Source organism: Sphingobium fuliginis (genome assembly GCF_015074805.1).
GTDB classification, from domain to species: Bacteria; Pseudomonadota; Alphaproteobacteria; order Sphingomonadales; family Sphingomonadaceae; genus Sphingobium; species Sphingobium fuliginis.
In genome coordinates this window covers 558,753-585,400 of the sequence record NZ_CP060035.1, presented here as the reverse complement: position 1 = coordinate 585,400, position 26,648 = coordinate 558,753, and the positions used below count along the sequence as shown (strand labels likewise).

The following is a 26,648-nucleotide window of genomic DNA, read 5'->3' as shown; positions in this document are numbered from 1 at the left end:
TCCCGTTGTCCTGTCATCGGATCGACAACGAACAAGGAGACGATCGATGAAAGTCAAGTTCCTGATTGCAACCGCCGCTCTTGCCGCCCTGACGGCCGCGCCCGCCTCTGCCCAGTTGCTGGGCGGCGGTGGCGGCGGCATGCTGGGCGGTGGCCTGGGCGGCGCGCTGGGTGGCGCGGGCGGATCGTTGGGCGGCACGCTCGGCGGATCGGGCGGCGTCGGCCTCGACCGCAGCATCGACCTGGAGAATGGCCGTGTCGGCGCCAGCGGTTCGGGCCATGGCAGCGGCAGCGGTTCCGCCTCCGGATCGGTCAGCCGCCATGGCAAGAGCCGCAGCGGCAGCGCTTCGGGCTCCGCCAGCGGATCGGCAGGCGGCAGCCTGACGGCCGACACGCTGGGGACGGGCGATGTGCGCAATGCCGTGGGCGGCCTGCGCGACCAGGCCGGCAACACGGCCGGCGCGGCGCGGGACCGGGCCGCTGGAACCGTCGCCGAAACCAAGGACCGCGCCAGCGCCACCGCAGGAGCAGCGCGGGACCGCGCCGCCAACGCCGTGAACCGGACTCGTTCGGCAGCAGGCAATGCCGCCGGCAGCGCCGCGGGCGCGGCCAACGGTGCGGCGAACGGCGCGAGCGGCCTGGGGTCCGTGGATGCTTCCGGACAGCTTTCGGGCAGCGGACAGGCTTCGGGTTCGGCCAGCTCGGCCGCTTCGGATCAGGCGGCCAACTGACCTCGCCCGGAGGCGACATATCCCCGACCGGCTTTCAGCCGCATTGCCGCCTCACCGCCTGATCGAAGGCCGGCGACCCTCATCGGGCCGCCGGCCTTCCCTCTTTCTGAAGGAAACGCTAAAAGCCTTTGATATAAATGGTTTAAGATGATGGCGCTTTTCATGGCGCGCCTGAATGTCTACACCGTCATTTCATATGGGTCCGGCCGGCAGTGCCGAATGGAGCCAAGGGTCGCCATAGGTGCGTCGCGGCACCAGATATTGAAGAGATACGGGACTGAATGTCCGTTTCGGATTCCGATTTCGCCTCCAAGCGGCTGCATGACCGCCAGCGTCGGCTGCTGAAGGCGCGCATGCGTCATCCGGATTATGGCGAGATCGACATCCTCGTTCGCGACGTGTCGGAAATGGGTCTTGGCGGGCGGTGCGAGTTCGACCTTGCCGTGGGGGAAAGCGTCGTCATCCTCCTGCCCGACTGCCGACCGGCGCAGGGAAAGATCGCATGGCGGAAGGGACAGAGCTTCGGCGTGCATCTGGAGGCGCAGATCAATCCGGAGGTGGTGAAAAGTCGCGCCCCCGCCGATCGCCCGGCTGAGGGGTATCAGGTGCCCGAGGCGTTCCGGCCATCGGCGGAGACGAAGCGGCCCGGATTCCGGACGCGGTTACAGGGGCCGGACACCAACAATAAATGGCGGTGATTTCGCTTCTGCCCTGAGCAGACGATCGGCATTCGGCCGTTTGGATTGCGCGACGTTCATTTGCCCGAAAGCATTGAGCGGCGTTTCTAGGCAGTAGTGACGATTTAATCATTTGAGCCATAGCATGATGCTGGCGAGTTTGACGAAGCCGAGGAAGTTTGCGGCGAGTTTGTCATAGCGTGTTGCGATACGGCGCCACTGCTTGAGCTTGGCGAAGAAGCCCTCGATGCCCCAACGCTGTTTGTAGGCGATGCGATCATAGTGGTGCTGATATTTGCGATGGCGGCGAGGTGGGATGACCGGCTCGCCGCCTTGCTCGTAGATGAGATCGTGCAAACTGTCGGCGTCATAGGCACGATCAGCCAGCACCTTGCCAGCCGGGATGCCGCGGATCAGATCGCAGGCGGGCGCCATGTCGTTTTGCTGTCCGGGGCCGAGGATGAAGCGGATCGGCAAGCCCAAGGCATCGACTACGGCATGGATCTTGGTGCCGAACCCGCCTCGCGAGCGCCCGAGAGCCTGGGCTTGAGCGCCCCCCTTTTTACCCGAGCCCCAGCCGCCTGGGCCTGGGCGCGGATCACGGTCGCATCGATCGCCAGCCATTCGATGTCGGGATCATCCGACACAGCCTCGAAGATCCGGTCGATCACGCCTTGCTCAACCCAGCGATAATAACGCCGTTTAGCGGTCTGATAGGGACCGAACTTCTCGGGTAGATCGCGCCAGCGTCCTCCTGAACGCGCCAGCCAGAGCAAGGCGTCAAGAAACAACCGTCCGTCACTGCGAGGACCACGCTTGCCCTTGCGCCCGCCCGGAACGAACTCCCGCAGCCGCTCCCACTGATCATCCCGCAGCACTTCGCCTTCCACGCCAGCCTCCAAAAGCCAGCCTTGAATCACAAATCCAAACCGTCGTGAATCCCTAAAATGTCACTACGGCCTAGAGCGGATTCCGATCCGATTGCATCGGCTCGACTGCTCTAAGTTTTTGTTTTGTCGCGTTTTCCGAGTCAGCAGATGATTCCATCTGCCTGGGAAACGCTCCAGGAGCCCGTCCCGTAGAGGCGCAACAATGAAAAAGGCCGCCGATCCTGTCGGGATCGCCAGCCTTTTCTTCCTGTCGCAATGGCTCGGATCAGGCGACTTTGGTCGCGAATTCCTCCGCCTCGTCCGGATCGCGCAGCACATAGCCGCGGCCCCAGACGGTTTCGATGTAATTCTCCCCGCCGCAGGCCAGCGCCAGCTTCTTGCGCAGCTTGCAGATGAAGACATCGATGATCTTGAGTTCGGGCTCGTCCATGCCGCCATAAAGGTGGTTCAGGAACATTTCCTTGGTCAGCGTCGTGCCCTTGCGGAGCGAAAGCAGCTCCAGCATCGCATATTCCTTGCCGGTCAGGTGGACGCGGTTGCCGTCCACCTCCACGGTCTTGGCGTCCAGGTTGACCGCCAGCTTTCCAGTGCGGATGACCGACTGCGAATGGCCCTTGGACCGGCGCACGACCGCATGGATGCGGGCGATCAGTTCCTCTCGGTGGAACGGCTTGGTCACATAATCGTCGGCGCCGAAGCCGAAGGAGCGGACCTTGCTGTCCATTTCCGCCACGCCGGACAGGATCAGCACCGGCGTCTGCACCTTCGCCGCGCGGAGCTTCTTGAGCACGTCATAGCCATGCATGTCCGGCAGGTTCAGGTCCAGGCAGATGATGTCGTAGTCGTAGAGCTTGCCGAGGTCGAGACCCTCTTCGCCAAGGTCGGTCGTATAGACGTTGAACCCCTCCGTCGTGAGCATCAGCTCGATAGCCTTCGCGGTTGTCGGTTCGTCTTCGATTAGCAGCACGCGCATGTGAAGCCCCTTTGCGTAGCAGTCCCGTTCACCCCCAGAGAACGACGGCCGCTCCAATTCATTAACCAAAAAACTTCTGAAGGACAAAGGTTAATTTTTCGCTAACCGGCAGGAATCCGCGAGTCGTGGGATTTTGAATCTGTTTTCGACATTTTGCAGGCGAAATGATTCAGATGGAGTCAAGATGGATTCACCTGTGGAACGAGTCCTCAACAGCCATGATGGCGGGTAAGGAAATCGAGCACGGCGTCCACCCGGGCCGGCCGCAGACGCGATGGCGGCGTGACCAGGTGGATGCCGAATGGCGGCGGCCGCCAGTCGACCAGAATCTCCTCCAGTTCGCCCGATGCAAGCGCGTCCCCGACAATGAAATCGGGCAGCCGGGCAATGCCGACGCCGGTACGCAGCGCGGGCAGCATCGCCTCTCCGCTGTTGACCGTCAGCCGGGCGCGCACCTGCACCACGACATTCTGCTGGCCGGGGCCGGAAAAGCGCCAGACGTCGGGCGTCGGCGTATTGGAATAGCAGAGGCAATCATGGCTGCCGAGGTCGGACGGATGGGTGGGGCGTCCCCTTTCCGCCAGATAGGCGGGCGACGCCACGACATGCAGCTTGACGTCGGCCAGGCGACGGGCGCGGAGCGAGCTGTCCGGCATGTCGGCAATGCGGATGGTCGCATCCAGGCCCATTTCCACCAGATCGATGCGCGCATCGGACAGGTGGAGGTCGATGTCCACCTGCGGGTTCTGCTTCGTGAATTCGGCGACCAGCGGCGCGACGCGAAGCAGGCCGAAGGTCATCGGCGCGCCCAGCCGGACCGTGCCGGAAAGTTCGGCCGTTTCGTCCCTCGCCGCTTCCTCCGCCGCCTGCCCTTCCGACAGGATGCGCGCCGCATGCTCGGCCAGCCGCTTGCCGCTTTCGGTAAGGGCCAGACGGCGGCTGGTGCGGCTGAACAGGCTGGTATCCAGATGCTGCTCCAGCCGCGTCACCGCCTTGGACACGGTGGCCTTGGAAACGCTCAGCGCCTTGGCCGCGTCGGTGAAGCTGCGATGCTCGACCACGGCGGCGAACATCGCCCATGCCTCGAAATCGGGAAGACGCATAAGGAAACAATCCGTTTCAATGCTGCTTATTCAAGAAACGATCCTGATCGCTAGATTGACGGAAAGCAAGCCGGAACCTTCCGGCATCGCAATCGAAAGGCCTGAATATGAGCACGACAGTCGGGAGCCGCATCGAACGCCGCCCCTTCGCGTCCCTCGGTCATGCCGACCATGGCTGGCTGAACGCGCGGCACCATTTTTCCTTTGCGGACTATCATGATCCCGCCCGCATGAACTGGGGCGCGATCCGGGTCTGGAACGATGATGAAATCGGCCCCCGCTCCGGCTTTCCGCCGCATCCGCATGCGGACATGGAGATCATCACCTATGTCCGCAAGGGCGCGATCACCCATCAGGACAGCCTGGGGAACAGGGGCCGGACCGAGGCCGGCGACGTTCAGGTGATGAGCGCGGGCACCGGCATCCGCCATGCCGAATATAATCTGGAAGAAGAGACGACGACGCTCTTTCAGATCTGGGTCACGCCCCGCTGTCGCGGCGGCCAGCCGAGCTGGGGCGCCAAGCCCTTTCCGAAGGGCGACCGGTCCGGCAAGCTGGTGGTCCTGGCAAGCGGCCATGCCGAGGATGTGGAAGCGCTGCGCATCCGCGCCGACGCCCGTCTGCTGGGCGGCACCGTCAGGGCGGGCGAAAGCGTGACCTACGACAGTGCCGAAGGACGTCATCTCTATCTGGTTCCGGCGACCGGGCGGATCGAGATCGACGGCCAGATCTTCGAGGCGCGTGACGGCGCTGCGATCATCGGCGGCGCGCCCATCACCATCAAGGCGATCGAGGACGCCGAAATCGTCCTGGTGGACAGCGAATAAGGTCCGTCCCCTTCCCCCGGACGGGCCGAAAGGCCGCCCGCGCTTCTCCCCCTCCCTCTGCGCGGGCGGCCGATTTTTTCGAAACCTTTTTACGATCAATGCATTAGACGAAATGGAGATACTCATGGCAAAGGTTCTGGTTCTCTACTACTCCTCCTACGGCCACATCGAGACGATGGCGAAGGCCGTGGCGGAAGGCGCGGCAGCTGCCGGCGCGCAGGTCGACATCAAGCGCGTGCCGGAGACGGCGCCGCTGGAAGTGGCGCAAGCCGCTCATTTCAAGCTCGATCAGGAAGCGCCGGTCGCCACTGTCGCGGAGTTGGCGGATTATGATGCGATCATCATCGGCACCGGCACCCGTTTCGGCCGCATGTCGAGCCAGATGGCGGCCTTCCTCGACCAGGCAGGCGGCCTCTGGGCGCGCGGCGCGCTGAACGGCAAGGTGGGCGGTGCTTTCACCTCGACGGCCAGCCAGCATGGCGGGCAGGAGACCACCCTGTTCTCGATCATCACCAACCTGTTGCATTTCGGTCTGGTGATCGTCGGCCTGGACTATGGCTTTGCCGGGCAGATGGGCGTCGACAAGGTCCGCGGCGGATCACCCTATGGCGCCACCACGCTGGCGGATAGCGACGGCAGCCGCCAGCCCGGCGAGGAAGAACTGGCGGGCGCACGCTATCAGGGCCGGCGCGTTGCGGAAACGGCACTGAAACTGCACGGATAACGCATCGCTGCGCCGTCTGTACGGTGCAGTCGTTGAGAGCCTTGGGTCGCAAGGCATCAACGCAAATGGGGGGCCGGCGCATGGGACTGCGCGCCGGCTCCCTTTATTGTCGGGTTTTGCGGGAAGTGGCCAGTGCAAGACCTTCCTTCTCCCTTGAGAAGGACGGGAAGCCCTGGCGGCGAAGGAGTTCAGGCTGATCTGGACGAGGGGGAGCGGGCCTGCGGGCCGTGCGATCCGTTGGATCGCACCTCCCTCACCCAACTACGACTAAGGCAGCAGGCTGCCAAGTCTGCGCAGCCCTCTCCCTCAAGGGAGAGGGATAAAACGGGTGTCCGCTTTCCACCCTTCTGCTCGTTCAGTCTTCTAATCAGGCTAGGCGACCTCGATCGGCGCGACCTCATAGCCCACTGCCCGCAGGGCGGCGATCAGGCGTTCCAGATGGGCGCCGTCCCGCGTCTCGCATTCCACGTCGAGGCTGAGGCCCTTGGCAGGCAGATTGGTGAAGATCCGCTGGTGCGACAGTTCGAGGATGTTGACCGCTTCCTGGTCGAAGATCCGCGCCACATGGAACAGCGCGCCCGGCCGGTCCTGCAGGATGATGCGCAGCCGCGCCAGCCGGCCCGAGCGCGCCAGGTCGCGCAGCAGCACATTGGCCAGCAGCCGCGTATCGATATTGCCGCCGGTCAGGATCAGCCCGACGCTGCGCCCGGCGAACAGTTCCTTGTGCGTCAGCAGCGCCGCGAGGCCGGCGGCGCCCGCACCCTCCACCACCGTCTTCTCGATCTGGAGCAGCAGGCTCACCGCTTCCTCCAGATGGCGCTCGCTGACCAGCAGCACATCGTCCGCCAGCCGCTCGACGAAGCGGCGGGTGAGTTCGCCCGGTTCCCTGACGGCAATGCCCTCCGCCAGCGTATCGCCGTCACAGGGCAGGTTGGCGCCCTTGATATAGTCGTACATCGACGGATAAAGCTCCGCCTGCACACCATAGACCTGGATGTCGGGCTTCATCGCCTTGGCTGCCGTCGCCACCCCCGAAAACAGGCCGCCGCCGCCGATGGGCACGATCAGCGTGTCGATCTCCGGCGCGTCCTCCAGCATTTCCAGCGCCACCGTGCCCTGCCCCGCCATGATGTCGGGTTCGTCGAAGGGATGGACGAAGGTCAGGCCCTGCTCGACCTCCAGCAGCCGCGCATGGGCGTAGGCATCGTCGAACTTCTCGCCGAACTGGACGACCGTGGCGCCATGACCCTGTGTCTGCGTGACCTTTACCGTGGGCGTGGTGTTGGGCATGACGATGGTGACCGGCACGCCCAGCCGCTTGCCGTGATAGGCCAGGCCCTGCGCGTGATTGCCCGCGGAAGCCCCGATCACGCCCTTCCGCTTCGCCTCCTCATCCAGCTGGAGCAGGCGATTGAGCGCGCCGCGTTCCTTATAGGCGGCGGTGAACTGGAGATTTTCGAACTTCAGATACACTTTGCAGCCGAACATGGCCGACAGCGTCTGGCTGACCAGCGTCGGCGTATGCACGACGGAGCCGGAAATTCGCACCCGCGCCGCGAGGATGTCGTCGACGGAAATGGGCAGCGGCACGGCGCTCTCTATCTTGCTCAGCGTGTTCATGGCGCGCCACCTAGCTTAAAATTGCTTCGGAAGGAACTGGCACTGACCGAAAACTCTGCCTATGGCTTGCGGGCGCGCATCCAACTGATCGAGGCATATGGCTAAAATCGCGTTTATCGGCCTGGGCGTCATGGGCGGCCCGATTGCGGGGCATCTGGCGAAGGCGGGGCATGAGCTGACCGTCTACAACCGTTCCATCGGCAAGGCGAAGCGTTGGGCGGAGGCCTATGGCGGCGCGGTCGCGATCAACCCGGCCAAGGCCGCGGAGGATGCGGAGATCGTCATCAGTTGCGTCGGCACCGACGACGATCTGAGCCAGATCACCCTGGGCCGCGACGGCGCCTTTCGCTCGATGAAGCCGGGCGGCCTGTTCATCGACCATACGACGGTGTCGGCGCGGATCGCGCGGCAATTGTTCGTGGAGGGCGAGAGCCGGGGGCTGCATTGCGTCGACGCGCCGGTGACCGGCGGTCAGGCCGGGGCGGAAAAGGGCAGCCTTGCAGTCATGTGCGGGGGCAGCGAGCCCGCGGTGGCAGCCGCCCGGATCGTGATGCAGGCCTATGCGCCGCGCATCGTCCATGTCGGGAAGGCAGGCGCGGGGCAGACCGCCAAGATGGTGAACCAGATCTGCATCGCGGGCGTTGTGCAGGGCCTGGCCGAAGCGCTGCGTTTCGCGCAGGCGGCTGAACTGGACCTCGACACATTGTTCGAGGCGATTTCCGGCGGCGCGGCGCAAAGCTGGCAGATGGACAAGCATTGGAAGACGATGGCGGCGGACAGTTTCGATTTCGGCTTTGCGGTGGATTGGATGCGCAAGGATCTGGGGCTGGCGCTGGAGGAAGCGCGGGCCAATGGCGCCACGCTGCCGGTGACGGCGTTGATCGATCAATTCTATGCCGATGTGCAGGCCATGGGGGGCCACCGGCAGGACACCAGCGCGCTCGTTCGGCGGATCACGCGGGCATGAACAAGGCCGGCATGACCAGCAGCGCCGTCCGCCCCGGGCTTGACCCAAGGACAATGCGCCGCGGCGGCAAGCTCCGCGCGAACGGACGCAGGATTGCCGTCGCCCTTGCCCTGACGCTGCCCGTCCCTGCGCTGGCTTCGGGCATCATCGACAATGTGAACGGCATCGCGCTGGATGCCAATGGCCGCGTGGTGCGTTTCCGGGCGCTCACCATCGACGATGAGGGCAAGGTGGATAAGCTGCTGCCCGACCGCTATCGGGAGCCGGAGCAGCCGCGCCCCCGGAAGCGGAAGAAGAACGAGCCGGAGCAGGCACAGCCCAGCCGCCCCGACTTCAAGCTGGACGCCGGCGGCAAGACGCTGATCCCCGGGCTGATCGACGCCCATGGGCATGTGATGGGCTATGGCCTGTCGCTGATCACGCTGGACCTTTCGGAAACCAAATCGCTGGCGGAGGCGCAGGCGAAGATCAGGGCCTATGCCGCCGCCAATACGGGCCGGAAATGGATCATCGGCAAGGGCTGGAATCAGGAGCTTTGGGGCCTGGGCCGTTTTCCGACGGCGGCTGAGCTGGATGCTGCGGTCAGCGACGTTCCGGTCTGGCTGGAACGGGTCGACGGCCATGCGGGCTGGGCCAATTCGCTGGCGATCAAGGCGGCGGCCGTCACCGCGGCGACCAAGGCGCCACCCGGCGGCCGGATCGAAATGGCGGCGGGAAAGCCTGCGGGCGTGTTCGTCGACAAGGCGATGGATCTGATCACGCGCGTCGTGCCCCCGCCGGCGCCCAAGGATCGCGACATCGCGCTGGAGAAGGCGCAGCAGGCGCTGCTGCGGCAAGGCATTACCGGCATTGCCGACATGGGCACCAGCATCGACGACTGGCAGGCCTTTCGCCGTTCGGCGGACCGCGGCGCGCTGCGGGTGCGGATCATGTCCTATGCCTATGGCCTTGAGAATATGGTGGTGATCGCCGGGCCTGAGCCGACGCCCTGGCTCTATGACGATCATCTGCGCATGGGCGGGGTCAAGCTGATCCTGGATGGCGCGCTTGGATCGCGGGGGGCCTGGCTGAAGGCGGACTATGCCGACGCGCCGGGGCAGCGCGGTCTGGCGATGATCCCGTCCACCCAGCTTCGCAACATCATGAGCCGGGCGGCGATGGACAATTTCCAGATCGCGGTCCACGCCATCGGCGACGCGGCGAACAGCGAAGTGCTGGATGCGGTGCAGGAACTCAGCGAAACCTACAAGGGCGACCGGCGCTGGCGCATCGAGCATGCGCAGATCGTCGATCCGGCGGAACTGCCGCGCTTCGGGCAATATGGCATCGTCGCGTCGATGCAACCGGTGCATCAGACCTCCGACTGGCGCATGGCCACGGCGCGGCTGGGCGAGGCGCGGCTGAAGGGCGCCTATGCGTGGAAGGCGATGCTGGACAATCGCGTGCCGCTGGCCTTCGGGTCGGACGTGCCGGTGGAAAGCCCCAATCCCTTCCCCGGCATCGCCGCCGCCATGACGCGGGAAGATGCATCGGGGCAGCCGGCGGGCGGATGGATGCCAGAACAGCGGGTAAGCTTCGAGGCGGCGCTGGACGGTTTCACCAGGACGGCAGCCTATGCGGGCTTCGCGGAAAAGCGCTTCGGCAGTCTGGCGCCGGGGCAGCGGGCGGATTTCCTGCTGATCGACCGGGATATTTCCACGTCAAGCCCGGTCGAGATTCGCGGGACGCAAGTGCTGGAGACATGGATCGGCGGCAAGCGGGTCTATGTGAAGGGGCAATAGCGGCGACCAACATGGCGTCATCCCGTTCAATGCCGGCCGTTCAATGCCGGCCGCTCGATGCTGGCCGTTCAATGCTGGGACGACGACAGGATCAAAGCACAGCCCCCGCCGCGTTGAACGCTTCTTCCTCCGTCTCCGGCAGCGGCGGCTGGACCGGCTTGTCGCAGCCCTCTTCCTTCATATGCGCCCGCAGCGCGTCCATGCGCCCCAGATTCCATCGCGCCAGCGGTACGCCAAGGGGCCGGAACTCCGCGCGGTCGAACAGCTCCACCACATAATTCCTGCAGAGATTGTCCACCTGCTCGAGCGTCAGCATGCCGAGGTTCATCACCATCGGCTTGCCCGGCACGCCGTTGCGTCCCCGCACCAGGTCCGTCACGTAAAGCCCGCCGCGCGGGTCGACCAGCACGACATCGGCCCTGGAAGCGTCGATCATCCTGTGGCTTGCGGCATAAGGCGCGACGAAGCCATGCGTCCGCCACACGAGAAAGGCGCTGCTGAGCAATGTTATGGCCGCGCCCAGGAACATGGGGCGCATGGCGCCGGTCCGGAAGCGCGCCCAGCCAAGGCCCGCCAGCAGGCAGAAAGGCCCGATGAAGCCATGGGCGTAGCGATAGCCCCAGCCATAGCCCTGCGCCAGGGCGAGGGCGCATCCGGCGAAGCAGCCCAGCGCCAGCGGCAGCGCGATCTCCTGCCCCCGGATCGCCTTGCGCCAGCGCATCGCGAAGACGCCCAGCGTCGCCAGCGGCACCATCAATATATTGTTCCAGGCGGCAAAGCGGCTGAGATTCACCAGCGGCTGCCAGCGGTCACCCAACCGCTCGAACAGGCTGCCCACCTTGTCCGCCACGCCTGCGGAAGGACGCACGTCGGTCGGCTGCCCCAGCACATGCGTCAGGAAGGCCGGCCATAGCTTCGCCCAGACTATGACGATGGCAGCCAGCACGAGGATGTGGAAGATCGCGACCTTCCACCGTTTCCCAAGCAGCATCCAGAGAATGAAGGGCGCGATGAAGATCGGCGGGAAATGCCACTGGTGCAGCCCCGCCGCCGCCAGCGCGACCACCCCGGCGCTCAGATGCCCGATCAGCCCGCCGCGCAGCACCAGCGCCAGCCAGATCATGTTGAGCGCGAAATGCCCGGTCATGGCGTAGGGCGTCATCGCCGTGACCCAGAGCTGTGCCGAAGACAGGCCAAGCAGCATCGTCACCCAGACCGCGTCGGGCCTGTCGGGGAAAAGGTGCAGCGCCACCCGCCACAGCGCGAACAGCCCCGCCATCAGCAGCACCGGCCCGGCCAGATTCGGGTCGCCCAATTGCCAGAACAGCGCCTGGATCGCGCTGTTCACCGGCAGATAGGCCGCGGTCCAATAATCCGCCGCGCCGAAGGGGGAGAAAAATTCGGGCATGATCGCCCGGCGATAGGCCTCCCACTCCATCGGGATCGGGCGGGCCAGGAAACCCTCCCGCATATAGGCGGCGGCGAAGCGGGCGACCTCCTCGTCGCGGGAGATGGAATAGTCCTGGAACAGCCAGTAATGGCCCGCCCAGGCGATCAGGCCGAACAGCAGCACCAGCGGCACCATTATGCGCGCGCGCGGCGTAGGCAGGCGCCAGCCCAGACCCTCCGCAAAGGGGGCGGCCAGCGTCAGCAGCAGCAATGCGCCCAGAAGCGCCGGAAAATCCTGATCGAGGAACAGGATGACCGCCAGGCTGATGCCCTGCCTGTAGGTCACATGCCAGAGGAAGGTCGCGCCCAGCCAGAGCGTCAGCCCGATCGCGCCCGCAAGGAGCAGACGGGTGGCACTGATGGGGCGCAACCGATTGAACATCAGCCTTCCTGCGGCAGCAGAGCCCGATTGACGAAAATGCCGTCCATCTCGACCAGCAGGGGGAAATGCCCCTTGTTGTTGGCGAAGAAGGCGGAGGGGACGAAGCCATGCTCCGCCAGCCAGTCGATCATCGCGCGATAGCCGGTCCCGCCTTCATAGATCGGCCGGACACCGAGTTCGGTCTGCACCCCCGCCATGTCGTGGAGCGCATCGCCTGCGCCTTCGCAGACGGACAGGTCATGCCCCTGCGTATCCATCTTGAGAAAGGGTCGGGTGAAGCCATGGGCGCGCTTCAGTTCGGGCAGCAGGCTTTCCAACCGGCGGCATTGCATGTCGACCGAGCGCGTCACCCTGTTGCGTTCGGCGAAGATCGCGTCCTGTTCTCCGGACGGCGTCTTCAGCGAACTGAACTGGTCGGCCGCCATGATGTTGAAGCTCGCCATGCCGTCGAAATCCGACAGGGCCATGTTGAACACATGCCATTGACGGTCGGACAAGGCATTCCGTTCCAGTTCGGAGAAGATGTCCGGATTGGGCTCGAAGGACAATATCGTGCCGTCGAAGCCCGCATCCTTGCGCAGCATCGTCGCATATTGGCCCCGGTTGGCGCCGACATCGAACACGCAATCGACCGCGAAGGCGCTCAGGAAACGGCGCAGCGCCTGGATTTCCGGATATTGATGCACCCGCCCCGCCAGCGCCAGCCGCACCGCCAGCGCCCGGTCGCGCAGTTCCCGGACATGGCGGCTCATTTCCCGGTCACGCTGCGGTAGATGGCGATGGTGGCCAGCGCCATGTCCTTCCAATTGCCCATTGAATCTCCATAGGTGCGCGCGCGCGCTCCCAAAGCCTGCCTGATGGCCGCGCTTTCTACGAGGGGCAAGAGGGCTTGCGCAAGCGCGGGTGCATTTCCCGCCGGGGTCCTGACGGCGACTTCCTCCGGCAGGCCGGCGAACATGCCCGCGTCCGACGTGACCATCGCCTTGCCATGGTGCAGGGCCGACAGGAAAGCGCCGCTGCTGTCGATATGCCGATAGGGGAAGACCAATATGTCCGCCTTCGCCATATGGGCGTCGAGCCGTTGTTCGGTCAGGAAAGCGAGATCGGCGATCAGCCGCTCGCCAAAGCCGGCGGCATGGACGCTGTCGAGCAGCGGGGCGATGTCCATGAACGGCTTGCCCGCCAGCACCAGTTCGAAACGATGCCCGGCGCGCCAGAGCGACAGGCAGGCCTGCAGCAGCAGGTCGACGCCCTTATAGGGGCGGATCGTGCCGAAGAAGAGCAGGCGCGGCAGGACAGCGTCGGGCACCTGCGCCAGATCCTCCGTCCCGGCCGTCGCAAGTCGCATCGGCGGATGCGGCGTCACATGGATGCGTTTCGGATCGATGCCCTGCCGCTCCAGCGCGGTCCGCGTCGTCCCGCCATGGACGATCAGCGCGTCGAACATGTCGAGCAGGCCGCGATAGCCCCTGCCCTGCACCCCGGCGTCGGCATGATAGGCATCGGCATTGTGCACGGTATGGACCAGCGCGGTACTGCCCTTCAACCGCCGCAACATGATCCGGTCGGCGGGCGCAAGCGGCAGCCATTGCATGTGCGCCACATCGGCCCTGGCCAGTGGGGCGAGGTCGCCCAGCGCGCAGCTGAAACCATATTCCGCGGCCTTGAGCAGGCGGAAGGCCCGACCTTCGCCGATGCGCTGGCGCAGGGTCTCGCTCCGGCGGAAGAAGCGCGGCTCATAGCGATAGCCCTGCGGCACGATGGCATCCGTCTCCCGCATCGGTCGACCGAGCAGGGTGACGTCCACGCCCTCTGCCGCCATCGCCGCGCAGAGGCTGTCGTCATAGCGGCCGGTGAAGAGCGACGGATCGCACATCGCGACCTTCATGCGCGCTTCCCCATCAACTGGCGCAGGGAAAGGCCGTGGATGAATGCGGCGGCGAACAGGGTCAGCGTGTAGAGGATCAGGAACAGCAGGTCGAACCGCTCCGGCGCGAATATCCGGGCCAGCGGCACGCTGAGCAGCGAACCGGCGAGGAAGGGCAAGGACCGGCCGAGCAGCAGCGTGAACCGTCCCAGCGCGCCCTGCACATAGACGGACACGCAGATCAGGGCGAGCGCCAACAGCGCCCCGCCGATCAGCAGCAGGTCGATCCGGTCGATCGCCGCGCGGCCGTCGAACAGCTTTGCGAACAGCCATTCGCCCAGCAGCAGCAAGGCCGCCGAAGCGGCGAGCGCGAAGAAAAGCGCCGCGCCAAGCGCCCGCACCATCAACTGACGCAGCCTTGCCCCGTCGCCCGCATGAAAAGCGCGGGTGATCCGGGGCAAGGCCGCCTCCACAGTCGCCCTGACGAGCATGGAAAGCGAGCGGGACATCTTGAAGAAAAAGTCGAAGATCAACATCGGCCGCGCGTCATGGGTCGCGGCGGCGATGGTGAAATAGGGCACGTTATAGGCGAGGATTTCGGAAATGGTGAAGGCAGCCGATGCGCCGATGTCCCGCAGATAATGGCGCCTGACATGGCCGCCACCGACCCTGAAGGACAGCCAGTGCCGCGCCTCCATGCCGAGGCGCCGATGCACCAGGGCGATAGCATAGCCGATCACCGCCGCACTCACGCAAAGTTGCAGGGCGACGGAGACGCGCGGGTCCAGCCCTTGCAGGATGAACAGCAGCAGCGCGATGGTCATCACCCGGCGCAGGCAATCCAGCGCTTCCCAGAGGAAATTGCCGTCCACCGCCGCAAGCGCCCTTTTGGCGAGCAGCGCGGGCAGGTTGAGACAGGCGGAGAGGAAGAAGAGCAGGAACAGCAGCGGCATGCCCGTGCGCAATCCGCCCGCCGCCAGTGAAACCGACAGGATCGCCAGGCCGCCGACGATCAGCAGGCCAAGGAACAGGAACAGGACGCCCATTTCCTCCAGCCGGAATCCGCCCGCCCCGTCCTGGCCCGGTCTTGAATTCCCCGGCCCCAAATTCCCCGACCCCACATTCCCCAACCAATGCCGCCGCAGCCGCGCATAGACGATACTCGTCAGGCCGAACTCGGCGGAGATAGTGAAATTGCCGAACGCCACCAGCAGCAGGAAGGACTGGAACTCGCGCAGCGGCAGGGCGCGCACGAACACATAGGTGACGGCAAAGCCCCAGATCAGGGTCAGCCCGACATTGGCGAGCTTGATCAGGGCAAGGATGCGCGCCGACCCCTCCATCCGGGCAAGCGCGCTGCCGGGCGGCATGCTCACCGGGCGCCGGTCGCGAGCGGCTTGCGCGCGCGGAACAGCCTGTCGTCCAGTGCAAAATAATGCCGGGTATCGGCATCGATGGCGCTGGCGTCGATCTCCTCCAGATCGAAGCCGGCGGCCCGGATGCGGTCGGCAAAGTCCGGGCCATATTGGCGCACATGGTCCCATTGGCCGAAACGCCGTTCGCGTTCGCGCGGAGGCATGTCGAAGCTGCCATCCTCGGTCGGCCTGTCCCATAATGGGACGATCAGCCAGGCTTCGCCGCCGGGCTTCAGCGCGCGATGGATGTTGCGCAGCACGGCATGATCGTCCGGCACATGCTCCATCACATGGCTGGCATAGAAAAGGTCGTAGCGGTCGCTGGCATCGAGCGCCATCAGGTCGACGCGCCGCATGTTCGGCACATGGTAGCGGCCGGGATCGAGATCGGCGGGGGTATAGTCGGCGACAGTGGAGAAGCGGCGCACCAGGCTGCCTTCATTGGGCGCCATGTGCAGCACCGCGCCCTGTTCCGGCACGGTCAGCACATGGCCAGCGATCAGATGGTTCATCAACCGTTCGCGCGGGGAAGCGCCGCAGTTCGGACAGCCCCATTCGGCATTGTCGCCATAGCGGAAAAACCCCACCACCGCCTGCCCACAGGCCGGGCAGGCCCGGTTCGCCCGCGCGCCCATGGCCTTGCGCACGGCCAGCATTGTCCGGGTCAGATGCTTGCCGGCGGCTTTCGCCACCCGCTGAAAAGTGATCACGCCTTGGCTCCAAAAAGCAGTTGGCACCGGCCTATACAATATGCCGCCGCTTTGGCGAGCGATTCCGTTGTGCGTGGCCCATCAGGCCCGACATCCCGCAAAGGCGGGAATCAGCGCGACTTGGCGGGGTTCCAGATAGTCACGGTTCGCCCCGTCATCGCCTTGGCCACGCCCTGCAAGGTCGCGAAATAGGCGAGCACGATGTCCACCGCCGCCGCGAAGGGTCCGCCCCTGGACCGCAGCCCGCGCCACAGGATGAATACTCCGGTCAGCCCGCCAACCATGTAGAGCATCGGGGAAATCCGCATCGCCAGCGTCCCCGCCGCGACGATCCCCGTCAGTATGAAGAGACCGCCGAACCATCGCACGATCTTGCGCGAGGCATATTTGAACCTGTCGACCCCGCGCATCCGTCGCAATTGCGGCCGCAAATGGCTGTGCGTATGCCAGGCGCGGGCGGCGATGCGGACCTTGCGCCGATATTCGTCGCCACGCGCCGTCACCAGCCGCTCCCGGGCGATCACGTCCTTCGCCTTCACCAGCCGCTTGCCGGCGAAGACCACCGCCATCGACACCGTCAGATCGTCCAGCACGCTGTCGGGAAAGTCGGGATAGAGCGCCCGCCGGATGGAGAAGATCGACCCGTCGGCCCCCAGCACATTGCCGGTGCGCGATTCCTCGTCCTTCAACCGTTCCTCGATCCGCCAGTAGAGCGACCCGACCGAGGCTGTGGCGCTTTCCCCGTCGCCCATATAATGCAAGGACCCCAGCACGCCCCCGATGTCCGGATCGGCATAGCGCGCCAGCAGATTGTCGATGGCGTCGGGGTCCAGCATCACATTGGCGTCGGTGAAGATCAGCACATCGCCCTGCGCCCGCGCCGCCAGCAGCTTCATGCCATGCGCCTTGCCGCTGCGCCCCGGCCCGCGCAGCAGCGTCACCAGATCGCCCCGCGCTTCGATCAGCGCCGCCGTCTCGTCCGACGAGCCGTCGTCGAAGGCCAGTATTTCCAGCGCCGGATGGCGCGCCTTCAACATCGCCAGATTGGCCAGTTTTTCCGGCATCGCCGCTGCCTCATTATAAGCGCAGAAGAGCAGCGATGCGGATGGCGGCGGCCCAGCGGCCGGCTGCTCCGCCTTTGTCGGCAGCAGGCGCAGGATCAGGGGGTAGAAGAGAAACGGCCAAGCCACCGCCACCAGCGAGAGCAGCAGCGCCAGGGCCGCGATCAGGTCGATGCTGTCCGTCAACAGGCCCATCCCTCAATAGGCCTTGTGGTGCACCAGCACGCCGATGGTCGCGACGATGATGCGCAGGTCGCGCCAGATCGACCATTTGGTGACATATTCCAGGTCCGACTGGAGCCGGTCGATCAGGTCCTGATGATGGTCGGTCGATCCGCGATGGCCGCGCACCTGCGCCAGTCCGGTCATGCCCGGCTTGATGCAATGCCGCTCCCAATAGCGCTCGTCCACTTCCCAATAGAGGCGGTCGCCGGCCTTTGCGGCGGCCGCATGGGGGCGCGGGCCGACGATGCTCATGTCGCCGCGCAGCACGTTGAACAGTTGCGGCAGCTCGTCGATGCTGGTCTTGCGCAGGAAACGGCCCACAGCCGTCACCCGATCGTCATCGCGCGCCGTCAGCTTGTCGGCCTTCCGGTCGCTCGCCTCCGTCCGCATGGAACGGAATTTATAGATGTTGAACGGCCGGGCGTCGCGGCCGATGCGCGGCTGGCGGAAGATGATCGGGCCGGGACTGGTCAGCTTCACCGCCAGCGCCGCCGCGATCAGCGCCGGGGAAAGCGCGATGGTGGCCGCCGTCGCGACGACGATGTCGAAGAATCGCTTGATCAGGCGGTCGCGGAACTGGAACGGCCCGCCCGCGACGATGATCGTCGGCTGACCGTCGAACTCGTCCACCCGCGCCGGGGCGAAGCGCAGCAGTTCCGGCACGACGATCTCGCCCCGCGCCGACAGGGACTTGAGCGCCACCGACCAGTCGTCCATCCGCTCCATCGGGCAGGCGACGATCACCCGTTCCGCCATGCCCACGGCGGCGGCGAGCCGCGCCGCCATGTCCGCGTCATGCCCCTTGGGCTGCAGGCCGGCTGCCCCAGCCTCGATCACATGCATGTGCGGGCCGGTGTCGATGGTCACGCCGTCCATGATGACCACGGTCAGATGCGGCACCTCGCCCAGCAGATGCGCGCCGAGCCGCCCGATGGCGAGTCGGACGGCAGCCACGCCAACTGCCGAAATGCCCAGGCCGACGATGAAGGTCAGACGCGAAAGCTGTTCCGCGATCTTCCCCAGATAGACGATCAGCAGCATCAGCATCGCCGCCTGCGCCAGCGCCATCAACCCCCGGAAAATGCCGCGCCGCAGATCCTCCAGCATATGGATGCCATAGGCGCCCCCCTGCACGCCGAGCAGCACGTAAAGCGGCGCGATCATCGCGAACATGACGATGCCGTGCGGCTTGCCCGGTTCGCCCAGCCATGCGCCCAGCACCAGATAATTGGCGAGCAGAAAGGACAGGAAAAGCCCCGCCATGTCCCCCAGCAGACACAGCAGGTACAGGCGCACCCGCAATATTTCCTTGGAGACTGTCACTTATGGACCCTGATCAGCTTGGCGTGTCCGCTCCGTTGGCACTGGTCGGAGCAGCTTTCAAGAGTTTGAATGGAGGTCAGAGCCGGGTTCCTGCCTTCGCAGGAGCGTGCATCGTCCGGATCAAAGCGCAAACAACCTTCCCAAAGCCTTGTCGAGCATCAGCAACTGCCACAGCAGCCGCCCATGATCGGCCAGCCCGGCCTTGTGGTCCGCCGCGATCTTGCCCAGCATCTTCGCGTCGAACCAGCCGGTCTTCGCCAATGCAGATCCTCCGGCGATCGCCGTAGCCTCGCCCGCCAGCGGTCCACGGAACCAGGCGCTGATCGGGGTCACGAAGCCCATTTTCGGGCGGTAGAGTATGTCCTGCGGCAGGAAAGGCTCCATCGCCTTCTTCATCAGATATTTGCCGCTGTTCCCGCGAATCCGTTGCGCCACGGGGAGCCGCGCGGCGAACTCGACCAGCCGGTGGTCGAGCAGGGGCTCCCGCGCCTCCAGGCTGACCGCCATGCTCATCCGGTCGGTCTTGGTCAGGATGTCGCCCGGCAGCCATATGCGAATGTCGGCATATTGCGCCCGGTCCAGCGGATCGCGCGCGGGCGCCTCCGCCATGGTCCTGATATAGCGATCTTCCGCCCGATAGGCGCCGAGCCGGGTCTTCATGTCCTGGCTGAACATCCGCTGCCGCAGCGCATGGGGCGTCACGCCGACCGATGCGGCATAGGCTTCCCCGCCCTCCCCCGCCAGTTCGAGCAGGGTCGATTTCGCGCGCAGGGGCCGGGGCGCCCAGTCGGCCTTGGGATACCAGCGGCCCAAAGTCCCGAACAGCGGTTGCCGCACCGAAGCCGGGATCAGCGAGCGCAGCCTTTCGCCCTGCATCTGGAACCGATGCCGCCGATAGCCGGCAAAGGCCTCGTCCGCGCCGTCTCCGGAGAGCGCGACCGTCACCTGCTCCCGCGCCAGTTCGCACACCCGATAGGTCGGCAGCGCGGAAGCATCGGCAAAGGGTTCGTCGAAATGGAGCGCCAGCGTATCGATCAGCCCATAATCATCGGGCGATACGATGCGGGTGCGATGGTCGGTGGCGAAGCGCCGCGCCACCCTGTCGGCATAGGCGGTCTCGTCCAGTTCCCTGACGTCGAAGCCGATGGTGCAGGTCTTGACCGCCTGTTTCGACGCCTCCGCCATCAGCGCGACGACGCTGCTGCTGTCCACTCCACCCGACAGGAAGGCGCCCAGCGGCACGTCCGCCACCATCCGGGATCGGACCGCCTGTCGCATCAGCGCGACCAGTTCCTCCTCCAGCGCCTCCGGCCTCGCCCTGCTGCGGTCGGCGAAGCTGACGTCCCAATAGCGCTGCGGCTGCGGCAGGGGCCGCCCGCGCACGATGCGCAGCGTCTCGCCCGCGCCGAGCTTGCGCACGCCCGCGACCAGGCAGGCGTCGTCGGGCACATAGCCGTAAGCGAGATAATCCTCGACCGCCGACAGGTCCGGCGCACGCCGCAAAAGGGGATGGGCGAGCAGGCTCTTCAGTTCCGAGCCGAAGATCAGGCTGCCGTCGGACAGCAGCGCATAATGGAGCGGCTTCACCCCCAGCCGGTCGCGCACCAGCCAGAGCGCCTGCGCCCGCGCGTCGAACAGGGCAAAGGCGAACATGCCGTTGAACTTGTCTACGCAGGCCTCGCCCCATTGGCGATAGCCGTGCAGGATGACCTCCGTATCGCTATGCGTGCGGAAGACGTGGCCCTTGGCCTCCAGTTCCGTGCGGACTTCCCGGAAATTATAGATTTCGCCGTTGAAGACGACGGCCAGGCTGTCATCCTCCGTCAGCATGGGCTGCGCGCCGCTGCCCAGATCGATGATCGAGAGGCGCAGATGGCCCAGCCCGACGCCGGGCGCGGTCCAGATGCCGCTGTCGTCCGGCCCGCGCCACGGCATGGCGTCCAGCATCAGCCCGACCCGCGCCGGATCGACCGGCTTGGCCGTTTCAAGGTGGAAAATGCCCGCAATTCCGCACATTCGAAGGGTCTTAGCGGGTTCGGAGGCTGCGGTCAGCCAAATCCTTCACATCGCCCAGATCATGGAGGAAGGCGGCGATGGCGGCGTCCGAAGGGCGGCCTGCCCGTTCCTCTGCCGAAACCATGATGGCGGCGGCGCGCTGGTCAGTGCCCAACAGGCGCGCCTTCATCGTCTCCAGCTTGACGAGATGGGCGCTGCCGGTGGGCTGGCCCTTGCCGACGGCATAGAAGCTGACGACATGGCGCACCAGCCGGCCGGGGCCGGTGATCTGCTCGCCGCGCGCATTTTCGGGCGCGGCGGCGGGCTGCGACCAGGTCCATCCGCTGTCGGTGCCCGCCGCGCCCTGACCGAAGCCGACCAGTTCGCGCCCCTCATCCTGCCGGTCGAAGGTCGCAATGGCGAGATCGACCACCTGTCCCTCCGCATTGCGGTATCTCGCCATGGCCAGATAATCGGCGCCGTCGAAGCGCGGCCGCCAGAGCGGGAGCGGCGGTTCGTCGCTTCGGACCCAGCCCTTCACCTCCGGCATGGCGGGTGCGCCGGGCAGAGGCTGGCCCACCTCGGCGCTCGCCGCCAGCCAGAGGGGCGCGGCCACGATCATCGCCAGCGCGCCGCCCGCGACGGCGCCCGGCGAAGAATGGCCTTCATGGCGCAGATGTTCGGGATCGAACCAGGGATCGCCGGGCTGCCGGTCGAAAAAGGGCCAGGCCATCGCCATCACCACGATCATGATGACGGCGAAGAACAGCCAGCCATAGACCACATGATCGAAGCCCGCCGCCGCATCGATGGTGGTCACTTCCGCGACGAAGATGGTGGCGAAGGCGCGCACGCCGTTCGCCAATATCGACAGGGAAAGCGCGCCGATCATGAAGGCGACCCGCCGTTTCCAGCTGGTGAAGCAGACATTGCAGACGAGCAGGCCATAGGCCGTCATGGCGATCACGAACTTCGCGCCGGAACAGGCCTCCGCCACCTCGAAATAGCCATTGGGCGTGGTGATGAAGATGCCCTGCATCTGCGCGGGAATGCCGGTCAGGCCGAGCAGGATCATGCTGATATGCGCCGTCACCAACTGGAGGGGGGCGACGATCTCCTCGCCGAAGGGCACCATGAAGAAGGCGTAGAACAGCGGAAAGAGCAGCGCCCGCGCCACGGCCGGTCCCAGCAGCGCGATGACAGAACCCTGCAACATCAGGATCAGCGCGCCATGCCGCAGCACGGCCACGCCCGCCGCCGCGCCCAGCATCCAGGCGAAAGCGCCCAGCCCCAGCCAGACAAGCCCCGGCGCCCAGGCGGATGGCTCCAGCCGGCGCAGGCCGGGCAAACGCTGCTGCACCAGCCAGGCGACAAGAAACGGCACGAACAGACAATGGCCATAGGTCGAGGCGTTCCACCAGATCGCTATCATGCCCAGCAGGTCGCGGTGGAACAGCGCCAGGATCGTGCCGGCGATGATGGCGAACGCCGTCAGATGGCCGCGCCAGCCGGACAGCTTCACCTCCGGCCGCATGGGGAGCGCGCCTTCCATCACGCGGCCCTCATGTCGGCGGCGCCCGGCGATCCGAACAGCATGTCCGGCAGCTTCGCCAGCGTCGCGGACCAGCGGTAGCGCTCCTCCATCCGGGATCGCGCCGCATGGCCAAGGCGCGCGGCGCGGGTTGGATCGGCGAGCAGCGCAAGAAGCGTCTCCGCCTCCTGCCCCGGGTCGGCGGCGATCAGCAGGTGCTCGCCATCGCGGGCGTCGATCCCTTCGGCGGCCTGGGGGGAGGCGACGACGGGCCGCGCCATGGCCATCGCCTCCAGCACCTTGTTCTGGATACCCCGCGCGATCCGCAGCGGCGCCACCACCACGTCCGCCGCCGCCAGCCAGCCGCGGACATCGGGCACGCCGCCGGTCACGATCACGCCGGGCAAAGCCGCCAGCGCCTGCACCGATTTCGTGGGATTGCGGCCGACAATGGCGAAAAGCGCCTGCGGACAGCGGGCACGGATCGCGGGCAGGGTTTCGCGGGCAAAGCTCTCCACCGCCTCGACATTGGGCCGATAGTCCATCTGGCCGGTGAAGACGAGCAGTCGCCCGTCCGGCCGATCCACGGCGGGGAAATCCGCCGAGGGATCGAAAAAGTCCAGCGCGACGCCATTGTCGATGCCAACGATTCTATCGGGGCCCAGCCCGCTTTCGCGCCGGAACAGCGCGGCCTCCGCCTCGCTCACAAAGGCGCAGAGGTCGGCCCGTTCAGCCACCTTCCGCTCGAAGTCCAGCAGCATGCGCCCTTCGCGCCGGTTGATCCAGGCCATGGGGCCGGAGCCCTGCGCGCCATAAGCGGCATATTTGGCCGAATCGAAATCCACGAAATCCATGACGAAGCGCACCCCGTCCGGCAGCATGGGCACGAAATGCGCCATCTGCGCCGAATAGGTGACGACCGCCGCGATGGGCCGTTCCGCCAGCGTCTTCGCGACCCAGCGATGCAGATCGGGATGATCGAACAGCGACACCAGCAGGGGCTGCCCCTTCGCCAGCCCTTTGAGGCCCGCCATGATGCGCGAGCGGTCGCGCATCAGCACGCACTGGCTGACGGTCAGCTTCGCCATGTCTGGGGCAAAGCCCATGTCCCGCGCGTCGTCGGCAAAGCAGCCGACATGGACGGGCGCGACCTCCGCGATCCGCTCCAGCAGATGATAGGACCGGATCTTGTCGCCCCGATCCGGCGGAAAGGGGATGCGATGGCAGAGGAAGAGGATGTCCCCCCTCACCCCAGCCCCCGCGCGATGAGCGGTCCGATGAGGTTCGCAACCGGCAGGGGCAGCTTCTTCCAGAGGTCGATCCGCCGTTGATAGTGCGGGCTGTTGGGATCGATGTCCCGCCGCTCGCCCGTGGCCGACCAGCTATGATAGGAAAGGGGCACGGGGTCGAAGCCGAAGCTCTTCTTCCACGCCGCCTGTCCGCTGCCTGTCTTGGAACGGCCGAAGTCGAAGACGCGCATGCCCCGCGCCCGGCCATGACCCATCAGCCGGAAATACATGAGTTCGTTCGACCGCAGCCGCCGCGCATCCGCAATGCCGCCGCCCCAGAAGGGCATGACCCGCCCCTGATGATAGAGGGTCAGCACCGCCGAAACCGGCCGTTCCCCCTCATAGACCGCCAATATGTCCGCTTCCTCGGCAAAGGCCGCCAGCACTTCGCGGAACAGCCGTGCCGGGAAGACCGGCGTGCCGAGATTGCGCACGCTTTCCGAATAGACGCGGTAATGCGCCTGTCGATGCCGCGCCTCCCGCCCGATCTCGACGCGCAGCGCATCATTGGCCAGCGCCTTGCGCAACTCCGCCCGGTGCTTGCGCGGCACGGCGAGCAGTTCCGCCTCATCATCCGCCGCGATAGGGCGCGCGAAGCCCAGATGGCTGCCCTCATGCAGCGCCCAGCCCCTGCCCGGCGCCGGACCGCCACGGATTTCGACCGAGGCGATGCCGCCGTCCCGCGCCATGCCCTCGCAGGCTGCGGCCAGAGCAGGCACCGCCGCCGGATCGCTGGCGAGAATGCCGCCGTCGACGCCGAAGCCCGACGACACCAGAGCCTGCCCGAACAAGGCGCTTTTCACATGATGCAGCGGCAGCAGCCCGGCCATCTCCCCCGAAGGCGCCACGGCGGCCAGCATGTGCGCCCGATTGCCGGTCCCACGCTCCACGCCCGTCAACCAGGCCGGCCGGTGGAAGGGCGTCCCCGCCGGATGCGCCATCACGAATTTATCCGCCGCGCTCCGCTGCGCCGGATCGTCGAGGTTCAGCGTGGTGACGAGCATTTCCCCCGCCATCATGCCGCCCGCTCCGCTTCCTGCGCCGCCAGCGCATCCACGCGGGTCCATGAAAAGTCCCGCGTCAGACGGCGCAGCTTGGCCGCCATGACCGACAGATTGCTGTAATGCCGCACCCGTGAGCGCAACGGCGCGCCCTCGACGCGCGGCTGGCCGGGGTCGATCTCCCACGGATGGAAATAGATGATCGCCGGCCGCCCATCCCGCTGGTTCACCTGCCGGATCGCCCAGCGCGAAAAACCATAGGGCAGCAGCCGGAAGAAGCCGCCGCCGCCTGCCGCCAGCGTCCGCCCCGCGAACCTCGCGGTGGTCACGGGCAGTTCGACCAGCGGCGATCCCTTGACCGGCCGCCAGGCGAAGCGCGGCGTTTCAGGCCATCCGTAATGATCGTGCCGGATCGGCGCGACGCTGCTGGAATAGGCATAGCCTTCCTCCGCCAGCACCTCATGCGCCCAGGGGTTGCGCCGGTCGATGGAAAAGCTGGGCGCGCGATAGCCCGTCACCGCCTGGCCGGTCGCATCCTCCAGGATCGCCCGCGACCGGCGCAGGTCGGCGCGGAACTGCGCCCCGTCGAAGGTGAAGACCCGCTTATGGTCATAGCCATGGCTGGCGACCTCATGCCCCGCCGCGCTGATGCGCCGCATCAGCGCCGGATAGCGCTCCGCCACCCAGCCAAGCGTGAAGAAGGTCGCGCTGACCCCCGCCTCCTCGAACAGCGCCAGCACCGCATCGGTGTTGCGCTCGACGCGATGGGTCAGGCCCGCCCAATCCTCGCGCCGGATCGTGCGCTCGAAAGCGCCGACCTGGAACCAGTCCTCGACATCGACGGATAGGGCGTTCAGCATGGGTCCGTCAGGCGGCGGCGCTTTGCTGCGTTTCGCCCAGCCTTTCCTCGCGCTCGACCCATTCGACCAGCAGCGTCAGCACCCGGCGCAGCGCCGTGTCCTGCTCCGTCACGCGGAACTCCAGCGTGGAAAGCCGTTCCTCGACAAGGGCGAAGCAGTCCTTCAGCGCTTCGGGATCGACGCTCGGCGCGCTGCGGGCAAAGTCGTTCTCGGCCCGAAGCGTGTCGATCTCCGCCCGCAGGGAAGCGATCTCGTCGAGCAGGTCCGTGGCCGGCCCGGGGCTGGCGGCCCGCAGCGCCTCCACCTCGGCGCGCAAGGACGCAACCTCGTCGGAAACCGCGGGGTCGGCCGCGAACGGCACGGCAGCAGGCATGTCCGCCAGTTCCCCGGCATCGTCCAGCACGCTGCGCGCCATCGGTTCCGGCGTTACGTCCGCGTCCGCGCCCATGTCGTTCACCACCGCATAGACCACTTCGGCATCGATCACCGAAAGCTGGTCGAGCGCGCCCAGCAGCAGCACGCGGCTGACCAGCACGTTGATCCGGCGCGGCACGCCGCCGGTCGCGGCATAGATGGCGGCGAAAGCCTCCGGCGTGAATTGCGGATCGCCCTGCCATCCGGCCAGCGACAGGCGGTGCAGTATATAGGGCTCGACCTCCCGCCGCATCATCGGTTCCAGATGATGGGTGGCGATCACCCGCTGGCGAAGCTGCTCCAGTTCCGGCGATTTCAGCAGGTCGCGAAATTCCGGCTGGCCCAGCAGGAATATCTGCAACAGCGACTGCCCGCCCAACTGGAAGTTGGACAGCATCCGCAATTCCTCGATCGCGGAAATGGGCAGGTTCTGCGCCTCGTCCACGATCAGCAGCGACCGCTTGCCCGCTCGCGCCTGCGCATGGAGCCAGCCCTCGATCTGCTTCAGTATCTGCGCCTTGGGCATGCCGTCGACGCCCAGGCTGAAGCTCTGCGCGGCAAGGCGCAGCATGTCGTCGCCCTCCACCTGCGTCGAGACGATCTTCACGGCCGTCAGGCGCGACGGGTCGATGGTGTTCATGAGGTGCCCGACCAGCGTCGTCTTGCCCGCGCCGATGTCGCCGGTGATGACGATGAAGCCTTCTCCCTGCGCAAGGCCATAGCCCAGATAGGACAGCGCCTTGCGATGGGTCGCGCTCTCGAAATAGAAATGCGGGTCCGGCGTCAGCTGGAACGGGCGTCCCTGCAATCCGTAGAACTGGTCGTACATGACTA

General features: G+C 66.0%; 23 protein-coding genes. 6 read left to right on the top strand and 17 right to left on the bottom strand.

The annotated features are described in order from the left end of the window. Positions 1-46: 46 nt before the first annotated feature. Both H5V43_RS02805 and H5V43_RS02800 read left to right on the top strand, forming a co-directional pair. Complete coding sequence (locus H5V43_RS02805; protein WP_099185902.1) at positions 47-730, top strand: hypothetical protein; 684 nt, start codon at positions 47-49, stop codon at positions 728-730. A gap of 281 nt (positions 731-1,011) precedes the next feature. After that, the gene (locus tag H5V43_RS02800) at positions 1,012-1,428 is read left to right on the top strand and encodes a hypothetical protein (protein WP_193666752.1); all 417 of its coding nucleotides are present in this window, start codon (positions 1,012-1,014) and stop codon (positions 1,426-1,428) included. Positions 1,429-1,536: 108 nt separating this feature from the next. On the opposite strand, the gene H5V43_RS02795 is transcribed toward H5V43_RS02800, so the two are convergent. The 3 genes from H5V43_RS02795 to H5V43_RS02785 form a co-directional block, all read right to left on the bottom strand. After that, a protein-coding gene (locus tag H5V43_RS02795) for an IS5 family transposase (RefSeq protein ID WP_099185988.1) occupies positions 1,537-2,297 on the bottom strand; the annotation gives its coding sequence in 2 pieces (ribosomal slippage) (positions 1,537-1,973 and positions 1,973-2,297; 762 coding nt in all). A gap of 265 nt (positions 2,298-2,562) precedes the next feature. Continuing rightward, positions 2,563-3,270 carry a response regulator transcription factor CtrA gene (ctrA, locus tag H5V43_RS02790; RefSeq protein WP_025549663.1) on the bottom strand — a complete coding sequence of 236 codons (708 nt, stop codon included), beginning with the start codon at positions 3,268-3,270 and terminating at the stop codon, positions 2,563-2,565. Positions 3,271-3,479: 209 nt separating this feature from the next. Continuing rightward, on the bottom strand, positions 3,480-4,373 hold the full coding sequence (locus H5V43_RS02785) for a LysR family transcriptional regulator (protein ID WP_044661877.1): 894 nt from the start codon (positions 4,371-4,373) through the stop codon (positions 3,480-3,482). Positions 4,374-4,480: 107 nt separating this feature from the next. Here H5V43_RS02785 and H5V43_RS02780 point away from each other — a divergent pair, with 107 nt between their 5' ends. Further along, the gene (locus H5V43_RS02780; RefSeq protein ID WP_025549662.1) at positions 4,481-5,200 is read left to right on the top strand and encodes a pirin family protein; all 720 of its coding nucleotides are present in this window, start codon (positions 4,481-4,483) and stop codon (positions 5,198-5,200) included. A gap of 124 nt (positions 5,201-5,324) precedes the next feature. Next, positions 5,325-5,924, top strand: coding sequence for an NAD(P)H:quinone oxidoreductase (gene wrbA / locus H5V43_RS02775; RefSeq protein WP_025549661.1), 600 nt, complete (start codon positions 5,325-5,327; stop codon positions 5,922-5,924). Between the two features lie 372 nt (positions 5,925-6,296). Here wrbA and H5V43_RS02770 read toward each other — a convergent pair whose 3' ends face one another. Next, positions 6,297-7,544, bottom strand: coding sequence for a threonine ammonia-lyase (locus H5V43_RS02770; RefSeq protein WP_025549660.1), 1,248 nt, complete (start codon positions 7,542-7,544; stop codon positions 6,297-6,299). 97 nt (positions 7,545-7,641) lie between these two features. On the opposite strand from H5V43_RS02770, the gene H5V43_RS02765 reads away from it, so the two are divergent. Further along, entirely contained in the window at positions 7,642-8,511 is an 870-nt protein-coding gene (locus H5V43_RS02765; RefSeq protein ID WP_025549659.1) for an NAD(P)-dependent oxidoreductase, read from the top strand. Between the two features lie 53 nt (positions 8,512-8,564). Then, positions 8,565-10,292, top strand: a complete 1,728-nt coding sequence (locus H5V43_RS02760; RefSeq protein WP_052816714.1) for an amidohydrolase — start codon at positions 8,565-8,567, stop codon at positions 10,290-10,292. A gap of 91 nt (positions 10,293-10,383) precedes the next feature. Here H5V43_RS02760 and H5V43_RS02755 read toward each other — a convergent pair whose 3' ends face one another. The 13 genes from H5V43_RS02755 to H5V43_RS02695 all read right to left on the bottom strand — a co-directional run bounded on the left by H5V43_RS02755 (position 10,384) and on the right by H5V43_RS02695 (position 26,643). After that, on the bottom strand, positions 10,384-12,123 hold the full coding sequence (locus H5V43_RS02755; protein ID WP_140041518.1) for an MFS transporter: 1,740 nt from the start codon (positions 12,121-12,123) through the stop codon (positions 10,384-10,386). Next, positions 12,123-12,875, bottom strand: a complete 753-nt coding sequence (locus H5V43_RS02750; RefSeq protein ID WP_025549657.1) for an FkbM family methyltransferase — start codon at positions 12,873-12,875, stop codon at positions 12,123-12,125. Before H5V43_RS02750 ends, H5V43_RS02755 begins: the two co-directional genes overlap by 1 nt. Then, positions 12,872-14,011, bottom strand: a complete 1,140-nt coding sequence (locus H5V43_RS02745) for a glycosyltransferase family 4 protein (RefSeq protein ID WP_025549656.1) — start codon at positions 14,009-14,011, stop codon at positions 12,872-12,874. Before H5V43_RS02745 ends, H5V43_RS02750 begins: the two co-directional genes overlap by 4 nt. Further along, on the bottom strand, positions 14,008-15,360 hold the full coding sequence (locus tag H5V43_RS02740) for a hypothetical protein (RefSeq protein WP_244968678.1): 1,353 nt from the start codon (positions 15,358-15,360) through the stop codon (positions 14,008-14,010). The genes H5V43_RS02745 and H5V43_RS02740 overlap by 4 nt, the downstream gene beginning before the upstream one ends. 2 nt (positions 15,361-15,362) lie before the next feature. Further along, entirely contained in the window at positions 15,363-16,115 is a 753-nt protein-coding gene (locus H5V43_RS02735) for a class I SAM-dependent methyltransferase (protein WP_025549655.1), read from the bottom strand. Positions 16,116-16,225: 110 nt separating this feature from the next. Then, positions 16,226-17,362: a glycosyltransferase family 2 protein gene (locus H5V43_RS02730; RefSeq protein ID WP_244968650.1), complete on the bottom strand. Its 1,137-nt coding sequence runs from the start codon at positions 17,360-17,362 to the stop codon at positions 16,226-16,228. A gap of 12 nt (positions 17,363-17,374) precedes the next feature. Next, on the bottom strand, positions 17,375-18,664 hold the full coding sequence (locus H5V43_RS02725) for a sugar transferase (protein WP_373278240.1): 1,290 nt from the start codon (positions 18,662-18,664) through the stop codon (positions 17,375-17,377). A 180-nt stretch (positions 18,665-18,844) separates the two neighbouring features. Continuing rightward, entirely contained in the window at positions 18,845-20,740 is a 1,896-nt protein-coding gene (locus tag H5V43_RS02720) for an XrtA/PEP-CTERM system amidotransferase (RefSeq protein ID WP_193666751.1), read from the bottom strand. A 10-nt stretch (positions 20,741-20,750) separates the two neighbouring features. Further along, on the bottom strand, positions 20,751-22,271 hold the full coding sequence (gene xrtA / locus H5V43_RS02715; RefSeq protein WP_193666750.1) for an exosortase A: 1,521 nt from the start codon (positions 22,269-22,271) through the stop codon (positions 20,751-20,753). Further along, on the bottom strand, positions 22,271-23,500 hold the full coding sequence (locus tag H5V43_RS02710) for a TIGR03087 family PEP-CTERM/XrtA system glycosyltransferase (protein ID WP_025549652.1): 1,230 nt from the start codon (positions 23,498-23,500) through the stop codon (positions 22,271-22,273). Before H5V43_RS02710 ends, xrtA begins: the two co-directional genes overlap by 1 nt. Next, positions 23,497-24,558: a FemAB family XrtA/PEP-CTERM system-associated protein gene (locus H5V43_RS02705; protein WP_193666749.1), complete on the bottom strand. Its 1,062-nt coding sequence runs from the start codon at positions 24,556-24,558 to the stop codon at positions 23,497-23,499. The genes H5V43_RS02710 and H5V43_RS02705 overlap by 4 nt, the downstream gene beginning before the upstream one ends. Further along, positions 24,555-25,400, bottom strand: a complete 846-nt coding sequence (locus tag H5V43_RS02700) for an XrtA system polysaccharide deacetylase (RefSeq protein ID WP_025549651.1) — start codon at positions 25,398-25,400, stop codon at positions 24,555-24,557. The genes H5V43_RS02705 and H5V43_RS02700 overlap by 4 nt, the downstream gene beginning before the upstream one ends. A gap of 7 nt (positions 25,401-25,407) precedes the next feature. After that, on the bottom strand, positions 25,408-26,643 hold the full coding sequence (locus H5V43_RS02695) for an XrtA/PEP-CTERM system-associated ATPase (RefSeq protein ID WP_025549650.1): 1,236 nt from the start codon (positions 26,641-26,643) through the stop codon (positions 25,408-25,410). Between the last annotated feature and the right edge of the window lie 5 nt (positions 26,644-26,648).